The sequence below is a fragment of the Verticiella alkaliphila genome, from assembly GCF_018904615.1.
GTDB classification, from domain to species: Bacteria; Pseudomonadota; Gammaproteobacteria; order Burkholderiales; family Burkholderiaceae_B; genus Verticiella; species Verticiella alkaliphila.
Window position 1 is genome coordinate 37,180 of sequence record NZ_JADCNH010000011.1, and the last position, 17,603, is coordinate 54,782.

The window sequence follows — 17,603 nt, forward strand, 5'->3', positions numbered from 1 at the left end:
GGAAAAGCAACGTTCTTCGCTGTGCTCCTGCGCAGAGCGCAGTCGTTTGTTGTACGATAACTGCATTGTTCTGCGCTGTTGCGCTATCGCCAGTGCTTCCCTAGTCAGACGAGGCCTTCATGTCGGCATCCCCTGCCAAGCCCCTCACCATCAAGGTGCATCCTGAGGACAACGTCGCCATCGTCGCCAACGATGGCGGCCTGCCCGCAGGCACGGAACTCCCTGGCGGACTCGTCCTTCGCGAGGCCGTCCCCCAAGGGCACAAAGTGGCCTTGGTCGATCTTGCGCCGGGTGACGAGATCATCCGCTACCACGTGGTGATCGGGTATGCCGCCGTCGCCCTGCCGCGCGGCAGCTGGGTGAACGAACGGGTCACCACCATGCCCAGCGCCCGCACGCTGGACGACCTGCCCGTGGGCACGCGGGCACGGCGCGATCTGCCGCCGCTCGAAGGCTATACGTTCGACGGCTTTCGCAACGCCGACGGCACGGTGGGCACGCGCAACATCCTCGCCATCACCACGACCGTGCAGTGCGTGCAGGGCGTGGTCGAGCATGCCGTGCGACGCATCCGCGCGGAGCTCCTGCCCCGCTATCCGAACGTGGACGATGTGGTCGGCCTGGAGCACACCTACGGCTGTGGCGTCGCCATCGACGCGCCTGGCGCGGCGATCCCCATTCGCACGCTGCACAACATCAGCCGCAACCCGAACTTCGGCGGCACGGCCATGATCGTGAGCCTGGGCTGCGAGAAGCTCCAGCCCGATCGCCTGATGTCCGCGGGAAGCATTCCGATCCGGAATTCGGCGGCCCCGGACACCATCGTGCTGCAGGACGAGCAAAACGTGGGCTTCGAATCGATGATCGATTCGATCCTGCGCACCGCCGAGCATCACCTCGCCATCCTCGACAAGCGTCGCCGCGAGCCGTGTCCGATCTCCGACCTCGTCGTGGGCGTGCAATGCGGCGGCAGCGACGCGTTCTCGGGCGTGACGGCCAATCCGGCCGTGGGCTTTGCCTCGGATCTCATCGTGCGGGCGGGCGGCACGGTCATGTTCTCGGAGAACACGGAAGTGCGCGACGGCATCGACCAGCTCACCGCGCGCGCCGAGACACCGGAAGTCGCCGCCGCGCTGGCCCGCGAGATGGCCTGGTACGACGCCTACCTGGAGCGCGGCAGCGCGGATCGCAGTGCGAACACCACGCCGGGCAACAAGAAGGGCGGGCTCTCCAACATCGTCGAGAAGGCCATGGGCTCGATCGTGAAATCAGGCTCGGCGCCGATCACGGACGTGCTCTCGCCCGGCGAGCGCCTGAAGAAGAAGGGGCTCGTCTTCACGGCCACCCCGGCGAGCGACTTCATCTGTGGCACGCTGCAGCTGGCCGCCGGCATGAATCTGCACGTCTTCACCACGGGCCGCGGCACGCCCTACGGCCTGGCGGAAGTACCCGTGGTGAAGGTGGCCACGCGCTCGGATCTCGCCCGGCGCTGGCACGACCTGATGGACATCAACGCCGGGCGCATCGCCACGGGCGAAGCCACCATCGAGGATGTAGGCTGGGAAATGTTCCACACGCTGCTGGACGTGGCGAGCGGGCGCAAGAAGACCTGCGCCGAGAAGCTCAAGCTGCACAACGCGCTGGTGCTCTTCAATCCCGGCCCGGTGACCTGATCGTCTGGGGGCGGCGGGCCAGGCGCGAGGGGCTGCCGCACCCCGGCGAGTCGCATGCTGCACGCGGTTCTGCCAGGCAAAACCCGCGCTTTCCCTCGCTTGCCAAGCCGGCCAGGCTGACCGACAGTGTGCGCTTCACTAGGAGGAGTGACCATGTCCCAGCCTGTGCAAGCCCGGGCCGCTGTCTGTCGAGCCGTGGACGGCCCGATCACCGTCGAGACCCTGACGGTCAAGCCGCCAGGGCCCGGCGAGGTCATGCTGCGGCTCTCGGCCTGCGGTGTGTGCCACAGTGATCTGTCGATCGTCACCGGCACCATCCGGGGGGCCTTGCCCATGGTGCTTGGCCACGAGGGCGCCGGCGTGATCGAGGCGGTCGGGCCGGGCGTGACCGAGTTTGCCGTGGGCGACACGGTGCTGAGCTCCTTCATCTCCATGTGCGGCCGTTGCCGCTACTGCGCCACCGGTCGCCCGCAGCTGTGCGATCAGCCGGCCACCGCCGCGCTCGCGGCCCCCGGCGCCGAGCCGCGGTTTCGCGATGCGCGCGGCGAGGGCATGCAGGTGTTCGCGGGCTGCGGCGTGATGGCCGAAGTGGCGACGCTCTCGACGGACAGCGTCGTCAAGGTTCCGGGTGACGTGCCGATGGACAAGGCCTGCCTCATCAGCTGCGGTGTGATGACGGGGGTGGGGGCGGCCTTCAACACGGCCAAGGTGTCGCCGGGCGACATCACAGTGGTGTTCGGCTGCGGCGGCGTCGGGCTCTCGGCGATCCAGGGCTGCCGGATCGCGGGTGCGGGCATGATCGTGGCTGTGGACACGCTGGATTTCAAGCTGCAGATGGCGCGCGACATGGGCGCGACGCACGTGGTCAACGCCAGGACAGTGGACAACGTCGTCAAGGCCGTGCTCGCGATGACCGGCGGTGGCGCGGACTTCGCCTTCGAGTGTGTGGGGGTGGGCGACATCGTGGCCCAGGCCGTCGGGGTGCTGGCCAAGGGCGGCACGGCCGTCGCCGTGGGGGTGGCCGGGGCGAAAGACACCGCGGCAGTCCGCCCGGCGCTCATGACCTTCGGCGAGCGCACGCTCACGGGCAGCTACTTCGGCTCGGCCCGCCCGCGCGAGGATTTCCCCCGTCTGATCGGCCTGTATCGCAACGGGCAGTTGAAGCTCGACGAGATGGTGACCCGCACCTACGGTATCGAGGAGGCACCGCAGGCGTTCGACGATCTCGCGCAAGGGCGCAACGCGCGCGGTGTCATTGTCTTTGGATGATGGCGGCGGCCCGGCGCGGCCCGGGCCGCCAGCGGCTCAGAGTTGCCAGGCCGAGAGGTCGGGTAGACCAATCCCCAGCACTGACATCAGCGCACTGGCCGCATCCAGAAGGCGGGCATCCTGGCCGGTCGGCGCCATGACCTGCAGCGAGAGCGGCATGCCGTCCTCGTCCCGTCCGCTGGGCAGGGCCACGGCCGGCGCATCCAGGAAATTCGCCGGTCGCAGCAACAGGCCAAGGCCCGCATGGCGCACATCCGCGTCGTCCAGGGGTTGTGCACCCTGGTCGCAAGCCGGCAGCAGCAGCACCTCGCCCGCCGGCATGGCCTGGGCGAACGCCGCCTGATCGGCGCTGCGTCGCGCGAGCGCCGCCTCGTAGGCCACGCGCGGGGTGTCACGGCCGCCGAAGAGCCGCGTACGCACGACATCCCACATCGGCTGAGCGGCGTCGTCAGCCAGATGACCCCAGTGCCGCCATCCCTCGTAGCCCAGGACGCAGGAGTTGTCCTGTGCCATGCGGGCGAAGGACAGTGAGGAAGGCACCTGCCAAGGCGTGAGCGTCCAGCCCGCGCCGACGAGAGCGGTCAGCGTGCCGTCCCAGTGCGCCCGGGCTTGCGCAGACAACGCGACTGGCCAGTGTTCTGGTGGCAGGAACATCGCGCGCTTCGGCGCGAAGGGGTGGGCATGCGGGAGTGCCGCCCACGTGGCGGACGACGTCTGCAGCGTGATCGCGTCCTCGCTGTCCGGGCCTGCCAGCACCTGGGTGAGCAGACGCGCATCCTGCACGGTGCGCGTGATCGGGCCCAGCACGTCGAGGCTGTCGGACAAGGGGAGGCAGCCGGCGCGGCTGATGATGCCCGACGACGGCTTGAAGCCCACGAGACCGTTGAGCGCGGCGGGCGCGCGCACGGAGCCCCCCGTGTCGCCGCCGACGGCGAGCGGCGCCAGCCCGGCAGCGACGGCCACCCCCGAGCCGCTGGACGAGCCGCCTGGCGCGCGCTCCTCGCGGCTGTCCCAAGGATTGCGTGCCGTGCCTTGCATCGGGTTCTGGCCGGAGAGCCCGAACGCGAACTCAGTCATGCGCGTCTTGCCAAGGATGGGCATGCCGTGCGCCAGCAGGCGGTGCACGGCCGTGCTGGTGCGCGTGCTCACCTCGGCCAGCCGGGTGCGTGACCCCAGCGTGGCGCGGATCCCTTCCCAGGCCAGGCTGTCCTTGATGGCCACAGGCACCCCGTGCAGGGGGCCAAGGACGATGCCTGCCGCGAGCAGGCGATCGGCCGCCTCGGCCTGGGCGAGGGCACGCTCGGCGGTGACCTCGGCAAAGGCTGCCAGCGCGGCACCGCGTGCGATGCGATCCAGGAAGTACCGGGTCAGCTCGAGCGCGCTCACGCGCCGCTCGCGCACGGCCTGCGCCAATGCGCTCGCGGGCTGGGCGTGCCAGGGAAGTTCGTGGACAGACTCGGACATCGACAGGGGCATCACTGGAGAGGTTTGCCCACGGACTCGGGCATGCGCACGAACGTGAAGAGCGAGATCGCCGCGCCCGCGAGCACATAGTAGAAGAACCACGTCTCCATGCCTTTGCTCTGCAGCCAGGTGAGCAGGTAGGGCGTGGTGCCGCCCAGCAGTGCCACCATGAGGTTGTAGGGCGTGCCGATGCCCACGGCGCGCACGCTCGTGGGAAATTGTTCAGACATGATCGCGGGCGCAATGGCGGTGTACATCGCATACAGCACGAGACCGAAGATCTCCACCATCAGGATCGAGCCGAACGTGGGGCCGAGCGAGGTCATCACCGGGAAGAAGAAGACCAGATAGCCCAGGGCGAAGGCGATGAGCTGTGGCTTGCGGCCGATGCGGTCCGAGAGCGCGCCGAAGACCGGCTGCAGCAGCATGAACACGATCAGGGCAACCGTGTTGGCAGCGAACGCCGTCTTGGGTTCGGCGCCCACATGGCGGATGGCGTAGGTCGGCACGTAGGCCACGAAGATATAGAAGGCGAAGGTGCTGAGGATCGAGAAGCCGACAATGCGCAGCACGGCATGCGGGTGCTCGCGCAGCAGCGTGCGCAATGGCTGCTTCTGTACGCCGGCCGCCTTGTTGTGCGCGAAGGCTTCGGTCTCGCGCACGGTGCGGCGGATCCACATGCCGACGACGCCACCGACCGCGCCGATCAGGAAGGGCACGCGCCAGCCCCACTCGCGCATGGACGCATCCGACAAGGTGGAGGTGAGCACCCAGCCCACGGCCGAGGCGGCGAGAATCCCGATGGCGGCGCTGAAGAACACGAAGCTCGAGTAGAACCCGCGCCGCTTGTTGGGCGCCATCTCCGTGAGGAATGTGGTGGCCGAGGCATACTCCCCACCCAGCGACAGGCCTTGCAGCAAGCGGGCCAGGGTGAGGAGCACCGGGGCGAAGATGCCGATGGTGGCGTAGGTGGGCGTGATGCCGATGATGAGCGAGCCGCCCGCCATCATGACGATGGTCAGGGCAAGCGCCGCCTTGCGGCCGTGTCGATCAGCGTAGATGCCCAGCAGCCAGCCACCAATGGGCCGCATGAAAAAGCCCACGGCGAAGATGCCGAAGGAGGCGAGCAGCGCCGTCGTGTCGTTGCCTTCCGGAAAGAATTGCTTGGAGAAAAAGATCGCGAAGGCCGCATAGATGGTCCAATCGAACCATTCGACTGCGTTGCCGACGCTGCCGGCGAGGATGATGCGGGCGCGCGAGCTCGGTGCGGGCGAGGCGGCCGTCGAGGCCGGGGATTGGGCTGTCATGATGTCGGTTGTTTGTTTTTGGTCAATCGAGTCGGTTATTTTTTTGTATTTATCAGAAAAACTTAGTTGAATTTATTTTTATGGACACGTCAAGTCGGGGTAGTCCCCTATCTCCCATCCTGGACGACACGGATCTGGCCTGTCTCGTCGCCCTGCAGGCCGAACCGCGGGCGTCCTGGCGCGAGCTCGGCGCGGCCACAGGGGTCCCCGAGCGGACTGTGGCGCGCCGCATTCGCCGGCTCGTCGATGCCGGTGCGCTGCGCGTCGTGGCCGAGCCCGATCCGCTCATCACGGGACGAGGCGTGGTTGTTCACGCCTGGGTGCGCTGCCGCGCCGGCCGGGCCGACGACGTCGCACAGCGTCTGGCGCAGCTCGATCACTGCCAACTGGTGGTGACGCTGGCAGGCTCGGCAGACCTGATGGCAGAGCTCACGCTGGCGGACGCTGCCCGGATGCCGGCCGTGATCACGCGTGAGTTGCCCTCCATCGATGGCGTGGAGCGGGTCGAAGCCCGTCTGGTGTTGCGGCCGTTCCGCCGTGCCGGCCAGTGGCGGATCCAACCGGTCGAGGCGCCGGCCACGCTCCCGGAGCAGGGCAGTGACACGCCGCGTCCCGCTGGGCTGAACGAGGCTGAGCAGCGCATGGTGGCCCACCTCATGGTGGATGGCCGCGCGGGGCTGGCCGAACTGGCCGAGCGCACCGGGGTGAGCGAGCCGACCGCACAGCGGCTCCTGCACGGTCTCACGGAGCGCCGCGCCCTCAGTTTTCGGGTGGAAGTCGAGCCCGCGCTGGTCGGCTATCCCGTGGAGGCCGTGATCTCGGTGAGCGTGCGGCCCCAGGCCGTGGATGCCATGGCGGCGCATCTTGCGAGCGATCCGCACACGCGCTGCCTCTTTGGCACGAGTGGCGGCGCTCAGCTCTTCTGGCACGTGCTCTGCCGCGACAGCCTGCACCTCTGGAACGTCACCACGCGCCGGCTGGGCGAGGCTGAAGGGGTCTTGAGCAGCGACGTCTGCGTGGTCATGCGTGCCCACAAACGGTGCGGCATCCTGCGTGCTGAGGCAGCCGAGGCTGAACCCCCGCACGCCTACAATGGGCGTGACCCCACCTGCTGGAGCGCCATGCTGCGCGTCGAGAACGTCCACAAGGCATTTGCAACCGCTCAGGGCCATCTGCCGGTGCTGCGCGGTATCGATCTCACCCTGACCGCGGGCGAGAGCCTCGCGCTGATGGGCGAGTCGGGCAGCGGCAAGAGCACGCTGCTGCACGTGATCGCGGGGCTCGAGCGCGCAGACGAAGGCCGCATCCTGATCGACGAGCAGCCGCTGGAGGGCCGGCGCGAAGCCGATCTTGCCCGCTGGCGCCGCGAGGGCATCGGCCTCATCTTCCAGCAGTACAACCTTCTTGGCAGCCTCACCGTCGGCGCCAATCTCACCTTTCAGGCGCGGCTTGCCGGCCGGCACGATCCGGCCTGGGCCGATCACGTGGCGCAGCGGCTCGGTCTGGGCGAGCTCCTCGCTCGCTATCCCGAACAGTTGTCGGGCGGGCAGCAGCAGCGCGTGGCGATCGGCCGCGCACTGGCGGCGCGCCCGCCGTTGGTGCTGGCCGACGAGCCCACCGGCAGCCTGGACGAGGCGAGCAGCGACGTCGTGCTCGACCTGCTGCTCGCCCTGGTGGCGGACAGCCACAGCAGTCTTCTCATGGTCACCCATAGTGCCCGCCTCGCGGCCCGGCTGTCGCGCCGGTTGGTGCTGCAACGCGGCCACGTGCTGCCGGATCCCGCGTGAGCGCGCGCGCAGCGTACCGTCCGGAGCGCGTGCGCCGGCCCGTCTTGGGCAGTGCCCCGGCTTTCTGGGCGGCCATCGGGGCGTTGCTGAGTCATTGGCGGCGGCACCCGGTCCAGGGCGCGAGCATCGTCGTCGGGCTCTGGCTAGCGACCGCGTTGTGGACGGGCGTGCAGGCGCTGAACGCGCAGGCGCGGGCAGACTACGACCGCGCCGCGGCCACGCTCACCGGGCCTGCCGAGGCGCAGCTCGTGGCGGCGCAGGGTGGGGCGTTGCGCCAGTCAGACTACGTGGCCTTGCGCCGGGCAGGTTGGGCGGTGTCGCCCGTGCTGGAGGGGCGCTTGCGCGTGGTGGACGCGGCTGGGGGGCCGCTCACGCTGCAGATCGTGGGCATCGAACCCTTGACGCTGCCCGCCGGCACGGCGGTGGCCGGGCAGCGTGCGCAGTCCTGGGACCTGGCCACCTTCATCGGCCCGCCCGGGCAGGCGTGGATCGCGCCTGACACCTTGCGTCGCCTGGGCGCGGCACCCGGTGACCGGTGGCGCGTGGCTGCGTCCGACGAGGCGGCACCGGCGCCCAAGGCCGCTGCGGCAGCCGACAGCAGTGCGTTGCCGCGGCTTGTCGCACAGCCGACGCTCGCGCCCGGTGTGGTGGTGATGGATATCGGCAATGCCCAGACCGTGTTGCGCGCCGAGGGCCAGGTGACCCGACTGCTGCTAGACGAGGCCGCGCCGGCGATGCCGATGCCGCCGGCCCTCGCCGAACGCGTGCGCACGCTGCCCGCCGAGGACACCGGTGACCTGCGCCGGCTGACCGACAGCTTCCATCTGAATCTCACGGCCTTGGCTTTGCTGGCCTTCATCGTCGGTCTCTTCATCGTGAATGCGGCGATCGGCCTGGCGCTTGAACAGCGCCGTCCCTTGCTGCGCACCCTGCGCGCCTGCGGCGTGAGCCTGCGCACGCTGATCGGTGCCCTCGCGGCAGAGCTCGGTGTGTTCGCCGTGTTAGGTGGGGCCTTGGGCGTGGCAAGCGGCTATGCGCTGGCGGGTGTCCTGTTGCCGGACGTCTCGGCCAGCCTGCGCGGGCTGTATGGGGCCGAGGTGGCAGGGCAATTGGCCTTGTCGCCGTCCTGGTGGTTGGCCGGCCTGTCGATCAGCCTGCTGGGGGCTGTGCTTGCCGGCGCGAGCAGCCTGTGGCGTGCGGCCCGCCTGCCGGTGCTGGCCGTGGCGCAGCCGCAGGCCTGGCGCGCGGCGCAGTCACGGGCATCGCGCCGCCAGGCCGGGCTCGCGGTGGCGCTGCTTGCCGTATGCGGCGCGTGTTGGGCCTGGGGCAACAGCCTGGCATCGGCCTTCGGCATGGTGGGCACGCTGCTCTTGGCCGCCGCGCTCGCCTTGCCCGCCTTGCTCGATGCCATCCTGGCCGCCCTGGCCCGGGTGTGCCGTCGGCCGCTGGCCACCTGGTTCGTGGCCGACAGCCGCCAGCAGCTGCCGTCCCTGTCACTGGCTCTGATGGCGCTGTTGCTCGCGCTGTCGGCCAGTGTGGGCGTGGGCAGCATGACTGAGGGCTTTCGACAGACGTTCACCGGCTGGCTCGAACGCCGCCTGTCGGCGGACCTCTTCATCACGCCGCGTGACACAGCGCAGGGCGTGGCGCTCGCCGCCTGGCTCGAGACCCAGCCGGGCGTGGACGCCGTGCTGCCGCAATGGCGCAGCGAAAGCCGCGTGGCCGGCTGGCCCACGCAGTGGGTGGGCGTGCCGGATCATCCGAGCTTCCAGGAATCCTGGCCCCTGCTGTCCGCGCAGCCGCAGCCATGGGCGGCCATCGCGGCAGGCGAAGGGGCGCTCGTGAGCGAACAGTTTGCCCGTCGCCTCGGCGTGCGGCCCGGCGATTCCGTCGATCTGACGTTGGCCGGGACACCGGTGGCGCTGCGCATCGTCGGCTGGTATGCCGACTACGGCAACCCGCAGGGGCAGGTGCTCGTGAACGCAGACTGGTTGCGCCGTCACGATCCGCAGGCGCGCATGACAGGCATGGGGGCTCGTCTGGACCCCGGCGCCGATGCCCAGGCGCTCGCCGAGCGCCTGGAGACGCGCTATGCCGGCGAAGGGGCGCGCGTCCAGGATCAGGCCACGTTGAAGCGCTGGTCCCAGGAAGTGTTCGATCGCACCTTCCAGGCGACAGCCGCGCTGAACACGCTGACGCTCGCCGTCGCGGGGGTGGCCTTGTTCATCAGCCTGCTCACGCTCAGCCAGAGCCGTCTCGTGCAACTCGCCCCGCTGTGGGCTCTGGGCACGTCGCGCGCCACCCTTGCCACGTTGTCATTGGCCCAGACGCTGCTGCTGGCCGGCCTCACGATCGTGCTGGCCATGCCGTTCGGCCTCGCGCTGGCGTGGTGTCTGGTGGCCGTGGTCAATGTGCAGGCTTTCGGGTGGCAGCTGCCCTTGTATGTCTTCCCGGATCAGCTGTTCAAGCTGGGTCTGCTCGGTCTCGTGACGAGCCTGGCTGCCGCGGCAGGCCCCCTCTGGCGGCTCGCCCGGCGTCCGCCGGCGGATCTGCTGCGGCAATTCGCTCAGGAGCGATGAGCATGATGCGAGGCGTCACCCCGGCAGCCCAATCGAACCGACAGGTGTGCGATGCGTGACACCGGTTCTGCCGTGAGTCGCTTCCTTGGGCGCCGCGCCTGGCTGCGTCTGAGCAGCGCCGGGATGCTGATGCCGCTCGTCGGCTGCGGGCGCGAGGACGCGGCGCGTCCGGCTGCCGGCTTTGCCGGCCTGGGCGAAGCCGCGGGCAGCTACCTGCCGGTGCAGCGCGGCCGCCCGCTGGTCTTCCCGCAGGATCACGACGCGCATGACGGCTATCGCATCGAATGGTGGTATGTGACGGCCAACCTGCGCGATGAGGCCGGGCACGACTGGGGCGTGCAGTGGACGCTGTTTCGCTCGGCGATACGCCCCGGTCAGGCAGGCGAGGGGTGGCACAGTCCCAATCTCTGGATGGCGCACGCTGCGCTGACGGGGCCCGGCGGGCACCAGCACGCCGAGCGTCTGGCCCGTGGCGGCATCGGTCAGGCTGACGTCCAGGTCGCGCCATTCCGGGCCGGCATCGACGACTGGGCCCTCGAAGCCCCAGTGAGTGCTGCCCCTGCGGGGCAGGACGCGCTGGCGCGACTGCAGATGACCGCGCGTGGCGATGGCTTCGCCTACTCGCTCGCCCTCGCGAGCGACGCACCGCTGGTCCTGCACGGGGATGCCGGCTACAGCGAGAAGTCCGGCGCCGGCCAGGCGTCCTACTACTACAGTCAGCCCTTCTATCGCGTGACGGGTGAGGTTATACGCGACGGCAAGGCAGTGGCGGTCACCGGCCGCGCCTGGCTCGACCGCGAGTGGAGCAGCCAGCCCCTCGCGCCGGAGCAGGAGGGCTGGGACTGGTTTTCTCTGCATCTGGCCAACGGCGACAAGCTGATGGTGTTCCAGGTGCGTCAGCGCGACGGCAGCCACTACCGAGCCGGCACCTGGATCCGGCCGGATGGACAGCAACGTGCGCTGGCGTCCGGCGAGATCGGCCTCGAAGCCCGCACGCGCAGCCGCCAGGTGCATGGACGCGAGGTGCCGACGACCTGGGCGGTGCGCGTGCCGGTGGCGGGCGTGGACACCACCGTGACGGCACTCGTGCCGCAGGCCTGGATGTGCGGCACGTTCCCGTACTGGGAAGGGCCGGTGCGCATCAATGGCGCAGGCGGCATGGGCTATCTGGAGATGACGGGGTACTGAGCGGCACATGTAGGCACATGGATTGCTTTGCTGACGCCCCCTTGTCTCGGTGGCTGCCATGCCTCGCCTCCATTACACCGTGTCCCTCGCCTACGAGGTCCAGGACGCGGCGGCTCGTGTCATCCTCAACATCGAAGCCGCGCGCACGGCCCATCAGGCCATCGTGCGCGAGTCGCTCACCCTCCCGCCCGGCGTGCAGGTCGACCGGCATACCGACCCTGTGCTCGCGAATCGCTGGCTGCGTGTGCATGCGCCGCCAGGGCCGCTCACGATCCAGTACGAGGCCGTGGTGGACGTGAATGCCCACGAGGCGGATCCGCTCACGCTGAGCGAGCCCTTCGTCGGCGATCTGCCTTTCGAGGTGCTGCCGTATCTGGCGCCGAGCCGCTACGCGGAATCGGATCGCCTGCGCGCCTCGGCGTGGCGAGAGTTCGGGGCCCTGGCGCCTGGGTACGGTCGCGTGATGGCCGTGCGGGCCTGGGTCCAGCAGCATCTGCAATACGTGTCGCAATCGAGCGTGGAGACGACGTCGGCCACGGATTCGATCATCACGCGTGTCGGCGTGTGCCGGGATTTCGCCAATCTGATGGCCGCCCTGTGCCGTGCGCTGAACCTGCCGGCACGATTCACGACCAGCCTGGACTACGGCAAGGATCCGGCTCTGGGGCCCTCGGATTTCCATGCCGTGGTCGAAGTCTTTCTCTCGGGGCGCTGGTATCTGTTCGATCCGTCCGGTGTGGCGTTGCCAACGGGGCTGTTGCGCATCGGTACCGGGCGCGATGCCAGTGATATCCCGTTCGCCTCGCTCTTCGGTGCCGTCGTGCCTGTCGCCCCACCGGCCATCACCGTGGTGGCGCTGGCCGAGGATGGCCATGCATGGCCGGCGGCGACCTCGCTGGCGCTCAGCACCGCCTAGCCGTTGGCGCGGGTCCGGGCCGCACCGTTGAGCGTCGGCGCGGGCCCGTGTAGGCTGCGCACATCGCGTTGATCCTGACCGCCATGCACCCGTCGCCCGCTCTGTCGTTCCCGCGCCGCTCCGGCGTGTTCATCCTGGCCCTCGCGCTGTGTGCCATTGCGCCGCTGGCGCGAGCCGACATCAATCCGCTTGTCGCGACCTTCAAGCAGTGGGGGCTCGTGTGCGACAACGTGCGACGGTGCGAGGCACGCTCGCTCACGCACCGGGCCGATGCCACCGTCAGCGTGATCCGCAACGGCGGCCCGGCGCAGCCCGTGATCGTGCGCCTCGCCCGTCAGGGCCCGCTGCCGCTGGAAGACCTGACGGTCGATGGCATGCCGTCCGCCCTGTCGCAGCTGTCCTGGGCGGCGCAGGCTGCGCCGTCGGGTGTCACGGCGTGGACCGTCGACGGCGAGGCAGCCGTACAAGCCGTGACCCTGCTGCGCAATGCCGAGACGCTGCGCCTGGGAGACTCGGATCTGGCGTTGGCCGGCATGACCGCATCGTTGCTTGCCATGGAGGATCACCAGGGCCGGCTCGATACGACCACCGCGATCATCCGGCAGGGTCCCCTCGACGACAACCGTGCGTGGCCGGCCTCGCCGTTGCCGGTGGTGGCCCGCGCGGTGGCCTTCGATACCACGCCCCCCACGCCAGCCATGATGGCGCAGGCGCGTGAGCACCGGGCCGCGGATCAGCACTGGGAATGCCCCAGGGCGCCAGACGCGCCGCGCGATCTGGGCTTTGGCTTCACGAAGGACGAGGCGCTGGTCTTCCTGGAGTGTGAGCGCTTGGCACACAGCAGTCGCTATGTGCCGTTGCGGGTCCGGCACGACGCGAGTGCGCCGCCTGAGCGACTCATCCTGACCATGGTGGCCAATGCCCAATACCTGCAGATGGAGGGCGTGCCCAGGCCGACGCTCGATGCCGAGCACGGCCGGCTGACCATGGCAGAGGGGGCGGGGGGCTACTCGCCGCTGAGCGACGGCGATTGCGGCCTGCGCGCCACCTGGCAGTATGACGGCGTCGCCTTCGAGCTCATCGAGTACGCCGAGCAGGCCGTGTGCGGCGGCGTGCCGCAGGATTGGCCCATCTGGTATCGGGCCCGGGTGCGGCCTTAGCCGTCCCTGCGGCCGAGCAGGGCGCCGTAGGTCTGCACGAAGCCCTCGATGGTCTCGACGAGGCGCTCGATGTCCTCGTCGGACAGGGGCAGGGACAGGACCATGAGGCCGCGCGGTGCGGTGTAGATGCCCTGGGCGATCAGCCACAGAAAGAGCAGCTGCCGCACGCGCGGATCGCACGTGAGCAGATCCGCCGGGCGGGCGATGTCGCCTGCCACCGGGTGGGCGTTCATGACGGAGCCCACCCCCGTGAACTGCAGCGGCACGCCCAGCGAGGTGCATCGGGCATTGAGCCGTGCGCGCAGGGCTTCACCCCGGGCGGACAGCCGGGCGGCGGCCTCGGGCGGGAAGAGCTCGGTCAGGCCGGCATGGCCCGCAGCCATCGTGACGACGTTGTTGTTGAAGGTGCCCGAGTGCGCGAGTGGCCCGGTGCGCGGGTCGAAGAGCGCCATGATCTCGCGGCGCCCGCCGAAGGCGCCGAAGGGCATGCCACCGCCCAGGTACTTGCCGAGCGTGGTGAGATCCGGTCGGATGCCATGCAGGGCGGCGAGTCCGTGGGGGGCAAGTCGCGAGGTCATGACTTCATCGACGATGAGCAGTGCGCCAGCCGCCAGGCTCGCCTCGCGTACGCGCGTGAGGAATGCTGCCGTGCCGGGGATGCATCCGCCTGCGCCCATCATCGGCTCGACGAGCACCGCCGCAATCTGGTCGCCGTGTTCGACGAAAGCTGCGCTCACAGCATCGGGATCGTTGTAGGGGAGCACGATGAAATCGAACGGGACGGTCGTGGGCAGGGGCGCATCGCCAAAGCCCAGGACGCCGCCGTGATAGGCACCGGCGAAGACGACGATCCGGTTGCGGCCCGTGAAGTGGCGGGCGGCGGTCACGGCCATCAGGTTGGCTTCCGTGCCCGAGTTCGTGAACCGCACCAGCTCGAGCTGCGCGAAGCGCTCGCACAAGAGGGCCGCCAGCCTGCCTTCGTAGGGGTTGTGGCCGGTGAGGCTGATGCCGTTGCGCATCGCCGCCGTCACAGCGGCCTGGATGGGTTCAGGCGAATGGCCATAGACACCCGCGGTGTACTCGGCGATCACGTCGATGTAAGCATGACCATCCGCATCCCAGACGCGCGCGCCTTCCCCGCGCACGATCGTGAGCGGAAAGGGGGGGTAGAACAGCACGGATCGGCTGTTGGCCGCCGGCATGTGGCGAGCGTTCTGCTCGAAGGCCGCGCGGCTCGCTGGGTTGGCGTTGGCGAAGGCTTCGACGCTCGCCGCGAGTGCGGCATCGAGATCGGCGTGACGGCTCGGGGCGGCAGTGACATCGGTCATGGCGGACTCTCTCGGTGCGACGGTCCAATCGACCATCGATGCATTAATTATACGTTGGACAAATAAAGCCGGCGATACAATCAACGTTTTATCGACGGGGCACCGGGCATGACCTCACCGCCACGCAAGAAGGCAGGCCGTCCGGCGGGCGGCGCAGCCATCTCGCGCGAGCGCATCGTCGAGGTGGCGCTTGCCCTCATCGATGAAGCCGGTCTCGGAGCCCTCACGATGCGCGACATCGCCGCGCGCCTGCAGGTGTATCCGGCATCCGTGCAGTGGCATGTCAAGACCAAGGATGACCTGCTCGCAGCCGTTGCGGGCTCGGTCATGGCCGACATCTCCGTGCCGGCGGACGACATGCCGTGGCAGGCCTGGATCGTGGCCCTCTTTCGGCGTTGCCGGCAGGCCGTGCGTCGGCATCCCAACGTGACACCCCTCATCGGTGCGCAACTCGTCTCCAATGCCAGCCTGCCGGCCGATCTCGTCGATGGCGTGCTGCGTACGCTGGAGCGTGCGGGCTTTGCGGACGAGTCCCTGCTCGAGGCCTACAACACCGTCATCGCCGCGATGCTCGGCTTTCTCACGATGGAATTCGCCCCGCTCCCGGCAGAGAATCCCCAGCGCTGGGCCGACGAACTGCGCGAGCGCGTACACACCGTGCGCCCGCTGGATCATCCGAGTCTTGCCCGCGCGCTGCCGGTGCTGGCCAATCGTGCGTTCATCGTGCGCTGGGAAAACGGGGTGACCGCGCCAATGGACGCCAGCTTCGAGCGCCATGCCGCCATCATCGTGGCCGGCCTGGACGCGTTTGCGCGCGCCCAGCGGCAAACGGCTGGCTGAGCCACGTTCAGGGGCGCAGGCCGCCGAGTTTCAGGATCTCGGTGTTCGCCGCAAGCTCGCGCGTGGCGCGCGCCTCGAGCGCATCGCCATCTTCCCACGCGGGTTGAAAGCCCAGCGTCACCAGTCGTTGCTGCACACTCGCGTCGGCGAGCGTCTCGGCCAGCACGGCGCGCAGGCGCTCGAGCGTTGGCGCCGGGATCCCTTTGGGGCCCACCACGCCCACCCAGTTGTCCACGACCAGATCATCCAGGCCTTGTTCGGCGAATGTAGGGACATCTGGCAAGAGTGGTGAGCGCGTCGCGCTGGTGATGGCGATCGCCGTGAGGGCGCCCGAGCGCAGATGCGGCGCGGCTGCGACCAGGCTGTCGACGGCGAGCTGGGTCTGCCCGCCCATCAGCGCGGTGAGCGAGGGCGCGCTGCCTTGGAACGGCACGTGCAGCAGGGATACGCCGGCGCGCTGCGCGAAGCGCTCACCAATCACGTTGGGCATGGAGCCATTGCCAAACGAGCCATAGCTCAGGCCACCCGGATCTTTGCGCGCTGCCGCCGCCACGGCGTCGACCGTGCGCAGGCCCGACTTGGGATGCGTGAGCAGCACCATGGGCATGGCCGCAACCTTGCCGACGTAGTCGAAATCCGCAATGCCGTAGGCATTGTCGGGATACAGGCCGGGGTTGATGATGAGCGTCGGCGCGCCGGTCACGAGCAAGGTGTGGCCGTCCGGCTTGGCGCGCAGCACATGCACCGTGCCAATGCTGGTGTTGGCCCCCGGGCGGTTGTCCACCACCACGGTCTTGCCCAGCCGCGGCTCCAATGCGTTGCCCAGCAGACGCGCGATGGTGTCGCCCGTTCCACCGGGCGGCACCGGAGCCACCAGGGTGACGGGCTGCGTGGGAAAGACGGGCTGGGCCATGATCGGCCCTGCCAGCGCGCAGGTGGACAGGAGTGTGACGAAAGCGCGTGAGAGCAGCATGACAGTCTCCATCGAGGTAGACACGGGATGCTGCGACGGTTGCACGAACCGCGCCAGAATCATCTCCCGTCCATCCACTTATCGAACTTTGATTTTTTATTAATCGATCATAGATCAATTATTCGACGGGGCGACTAGGGAGTATCCCGACGCTGCACGCGCGGGGTGTTTGGCGGCATCGGGACGGATGGCCAGCGCACCTTCTCGGTGCTTCCGTGCAGGGGTGTGGTGCCGGGACGGGCGCTGGGCGACAGCCTCAGTGCAGGGCGGCGTGCGCCACGGCCGGCAGCGCGCGCAGGGCCGGACGCGCGAAGTAATAGCCCTGCATGAGTTGCACGCCCTGCGCCGCCAGGTAGTCGCGTTCTTCGCGGGTCTCGATCCCTTCGGCGATCACATCGATGCCAAGGTCGCGGCAGATCGCCATGGCGCCGGCCACGATGCGTTGTCGCACGCGATCCGTGTCGATCCCGCGCAAGAGCGTCATATCGAGCTTGACGATGTCGGGCTGGAATTCCGTGAGCAAGGACAGCCCTGAGTAGCCCGAGCCGAAATCGTCGATGGCGGTACGAAAGCCCAGACGCCGGTAAGCCTTGAAGACTTCGATGAAGTGCGATTGCCCGGCCGTATCCTCGGACTCGACCGTCTCGAAGATGATGCGCTCGATCGGAAAATTGTGCTTCTCGGCCGCTTTCAGCGTGCTGCGCAGGCAGGCCTCGGCGCGATACACCGCGTTGGGCATGAAGTTGATCGAGAGCCCGCCCGGCAGGCCGAGCTCGGCTGCCTGCTCGATGGCCACCTGCCGGCATTGCTGGTCGAAGCGGTAGCGGTTGCTGGCGTCGATCTGTGCCAGCACGCTGGCCGCGGATTCTCCGTTGATGCCACGCACGAGGGCTTCGTGCGCGAAGATCTCCCCGCACGAGAGATCCACGATCGGCTGGAAGGCGAACGCGATGTCGGGCGTGGCGACGTCACTTCGGCAGCCGGCGCAGGCCGTCGGCGAAGCGAGTGTCGCGCGCGGGCGGTGCAGGGCGAGGGGCATGGGATGGGGCTGGCAGGCAAGAAGTGACAGCGTGTGTAGCGGGATTCGTGCCCGGGCCTCGTGGCGGGCTTTCCCGATGG

Annotated in this window: 12 protein-coding genes and 2 pseudogenes; 9 read left to right on the top strand and 5 right to left on the bottom strand. The window is 68.9% G+C overall.

Translation table 11 applies throughout. The features are described 5' to 3' along the window. Positions 1–119 precede the first annotated feature (119 nt). On the top strand, positions 120–1,673 hold the full coding sequence (gene garD / locus IMZ29_RS09625) for a galactarate dehydratase (RefSeq protein WP_216183161.1): 1,554 nt from the start codon (positions 120–122) through the stop codon (positions 1,671–1,673). Positions 1,674–1,826: 153 nt separating this feature from the next. Then, positions 1,827–2,942 carry a Zn-dependent alcohol dehydrogenase gene (locus IMZ29_RS09630; RefSeq protein ID WP_216183163.1) on the top strand — a complete coding sequence of 372 codons (1,116 nt, stop codon included), beginning with the start codon at positions 1,827–1,829 and terminating at the stop codon, positions 2,940–2,942. Positions 2,943–2,978: 36 nt separating this feature from the next. Here the strand turns inward: IMZ29_RS09630 and IMZ29_RS09635 are convergent, their stop codons facing one another. Then, the gene (locus tag IMZ29_RS09635) at positions 2,979–4,406 is read right to left on the bottom strand and encodes an amidase (protein WP_216183164.1); all 1,428 of its coding nucleotides are present in this window, start codon (positions 4,404–4,406) and stop codon (positions 2,979–2,981) included. Between the two features lie 11 nt (positions 4,407–4,417). After that, positions 4,418–5,713: an MFS transporter gene (locus IMZ29_RS09640; protein ID WP_216183166.1), complete on the bottom strand. Its 1,296-nt coding sequence runs from the start codon at positions 5,711–5,713 to the stop codon at positions 4,418–4,420. A gap of 80 nt (positions 5,714–5,793) precedes the next feature. Here IMZ29_RS09640 and IMZ29_RS22715 point away from each other — a divergent pair. The 6 genes and pseudogenes from IMZ29_RS22715 to IMZ29_RS09665 form a co-directional block, all read left to right on the top strand. After that, a pseudogene (locus tag IMZ29_RS22715) lies at positions 5,794–6,777 on the top strand (Lrp/AsnC family transcriptional regulator); the annotation flags it as partial. A gap of 129 nt (positions 6,778–6,906) precedes the next feature. Next, positions 6,907–7,500: pseudogene (locus tag IMZ29_RS22720) on the top strand (ABC transporter ATP-binding protein); the annotation flags it as partial. Next, positions 7,497–10,079, top strand: a complete 2,583-nt coding sequence (locus IMZ29_RS09650) for an ABC transporter permease (protein ID WP_216183170.1) — start codon at positions 7,497–7,499, stop codon at positions 10,077–10,079. The pseudogene IMZ29_RS22720 and the gene IMZ29_RS09650, both read left to right, overlap by 4 nt. A gap of 72 nt (positions 10,080–10,151) precedes the next feature. Beyond that, entirely contained in the window at positions 10,152–11,267 is a 1,116-nt protein-coding gene (locus IMZ29_RS09655; RefSeq protein ID WP_216183172.1) for a lipocalin-like domain-containing protein, read from the top strand. 58 nt (positions 11,268–11,325) lie between these two features. Next, positions 11,326–12,183: a transglutaminase-like domain-containing protein gene (locus tag IMZ29_RS09660; protein ID WP_216183174.1), complete on the top strand. Its 858-nt coding sequence runs from the start codon at positions 11,326–11,328 to the stop codon at positions 12,181–12,183. Between the two features lie 83 nt (positions 12,184–12,266). Next, on the top strand, positions 12,267–13,343 hold the full coding sequence (locus IMZ29_RS09665; RefSeq protein ID WP_216183176.1) for a DUF1176 domain-containing protein: 1,077 nt from the start codon (positions 12,267–12,269) through the stop codon (positions 13,341–13,343). Here IMZ29_RS09665 and IMZ29_RS09670 read toward each other — a convergent pair. Then, positions 13,340–14,671: an aspartate aminotransferase family protein gene (locus IMZ29_RS09670; protein ID WP_216183178.1), complete on the bottom strand. Its 1,332-nt coding sequence runs from the start codon at positions 14,669–14,671 to the stop codon at positions 13,340–13,342. The two genes, IMZ29_RS09665 and IMZ29_RS09670, sit on opposite strands and share 4 nt — an antisense overlap. A gap of 108 nt (positions 14,672–14,779) precedes the next feature. Here IMZ29_RS09670 and IMZ29_RS09675 point away from each other — a divergent pair, with 108 nt between their 5' ends. After that, positions 14,780–15,511 (top strand): TetR/AcrR family transcriptional regulator, encoded by a 732-nt coding sequence (locus IMZ29_RS09675; RefSeq protein ID WP_216183180.1) that lies wholly within the window; start codon positions 14,780–14,782, stop codon positions 15,509–15,511. Positions 15,512–15,518: 7 nt separating this feature from the next. Here IMZ29_RS09675 and IMZ29_RS09680 read toward each other — a convergent pair whose 3' ends face one another. Together IMZ29_RS09680 and IMZ29_RS09685 are read right to left on the bottom strand one after the other, a co-directional pair. Further along, entirely contained in the window at positions 15,519–16,484 is a 966-nt protein-coding gene (locus IMZ29_RS09680) for a Bug family tripartite tricarboxylate transporter substrate binding protein (protein WP_216183182.1), read from the bottom strand. 256 nt (positions 16,485–16,740) lie between these two features. Next, positions 16,741–17,523, bottom strand: a complete 783-nt coding sequence (locus tag IMZ29_RS09685; RefSeq protein ID WP_216183184.1) for an EAL domain-containing protein — start codon at positions 17,521–17,523, stop codon at positions 16,741–16,743. Between the last annotated feature and the right edge of the window lie 80 nt (positions 17,524–17,603).

Coding starts and splice junctions, on each gene's coding strand:
- IMZ29_RS09675 (WP_216183180.1), top strand. CDS start 14,780: ATGACCTCACCGCCACGCAAGAAGGCAGGCCGTCCGGCGGGCGGCGCA.
- IMZ29_RS09630 (WP_216183163.1), top strand. CDS start 1,827: ATGTCCCAGCCTGTGCAAGCCCGGGCCGCTGTCTGTCGAGCCGTGGAC.
- garD (WP_216183161.1), top strand. CDS start 120: ATGTCGGCATCCCCTGCCAAGCCCCTCACCATCAAGGTGCATCCTGAG.
- IMZ29_RS09680 (WP_216183182.1), bottom strand. CDS start 16,484: ATGCTGCTCTCACGCGCTTTCGTCACACTCCTGTCCACCTGCGCGCTG.
- IMZ29_RS09660 (WP_216183174.1), top strand. CDS start 11,326: ATGCCTCGCCTCCATTACACCGTGTCCCTCGCCTACGAGGTCCAGGAC.
- IMZ29_RS09640 (WP_216183166.1), bottom strand. CDS start 5,713: ATGACAGCCCAATCCCCGGCCTCGACGGCCGCCTCGCCCGCACCGAGC.
- IMZ29_RS09670 (WP_216183178.1), bottom strand. CDS start 14,671: ATGACCGATGTCACTGCCGCCCCGAGCCGTCACGCCGATCTCGATGCC.
- IMZ29_RS09665 (WP_216183176.1), top strand. CDS start 12,267: ATGCACCCGTCGCCCGCTCTGTCGTTCCCGCGCCGCTCCGGCGTGTTC.
- IMZ29_RS09635 (WP_216183164.1), bottom strand. CDS start 4,406: ATGTCCGAGTCTGTCCACGAACTTCCCTGGCACGCCCAGCCCGCGAGC.
- IMZ29_RS09685 (WP_216183184.1), bottom strand. CDS start 17,523: ATGCCCCTCGCCCTGCACCGCCCGCGCGCGACACTCGCTTCGCCGACG.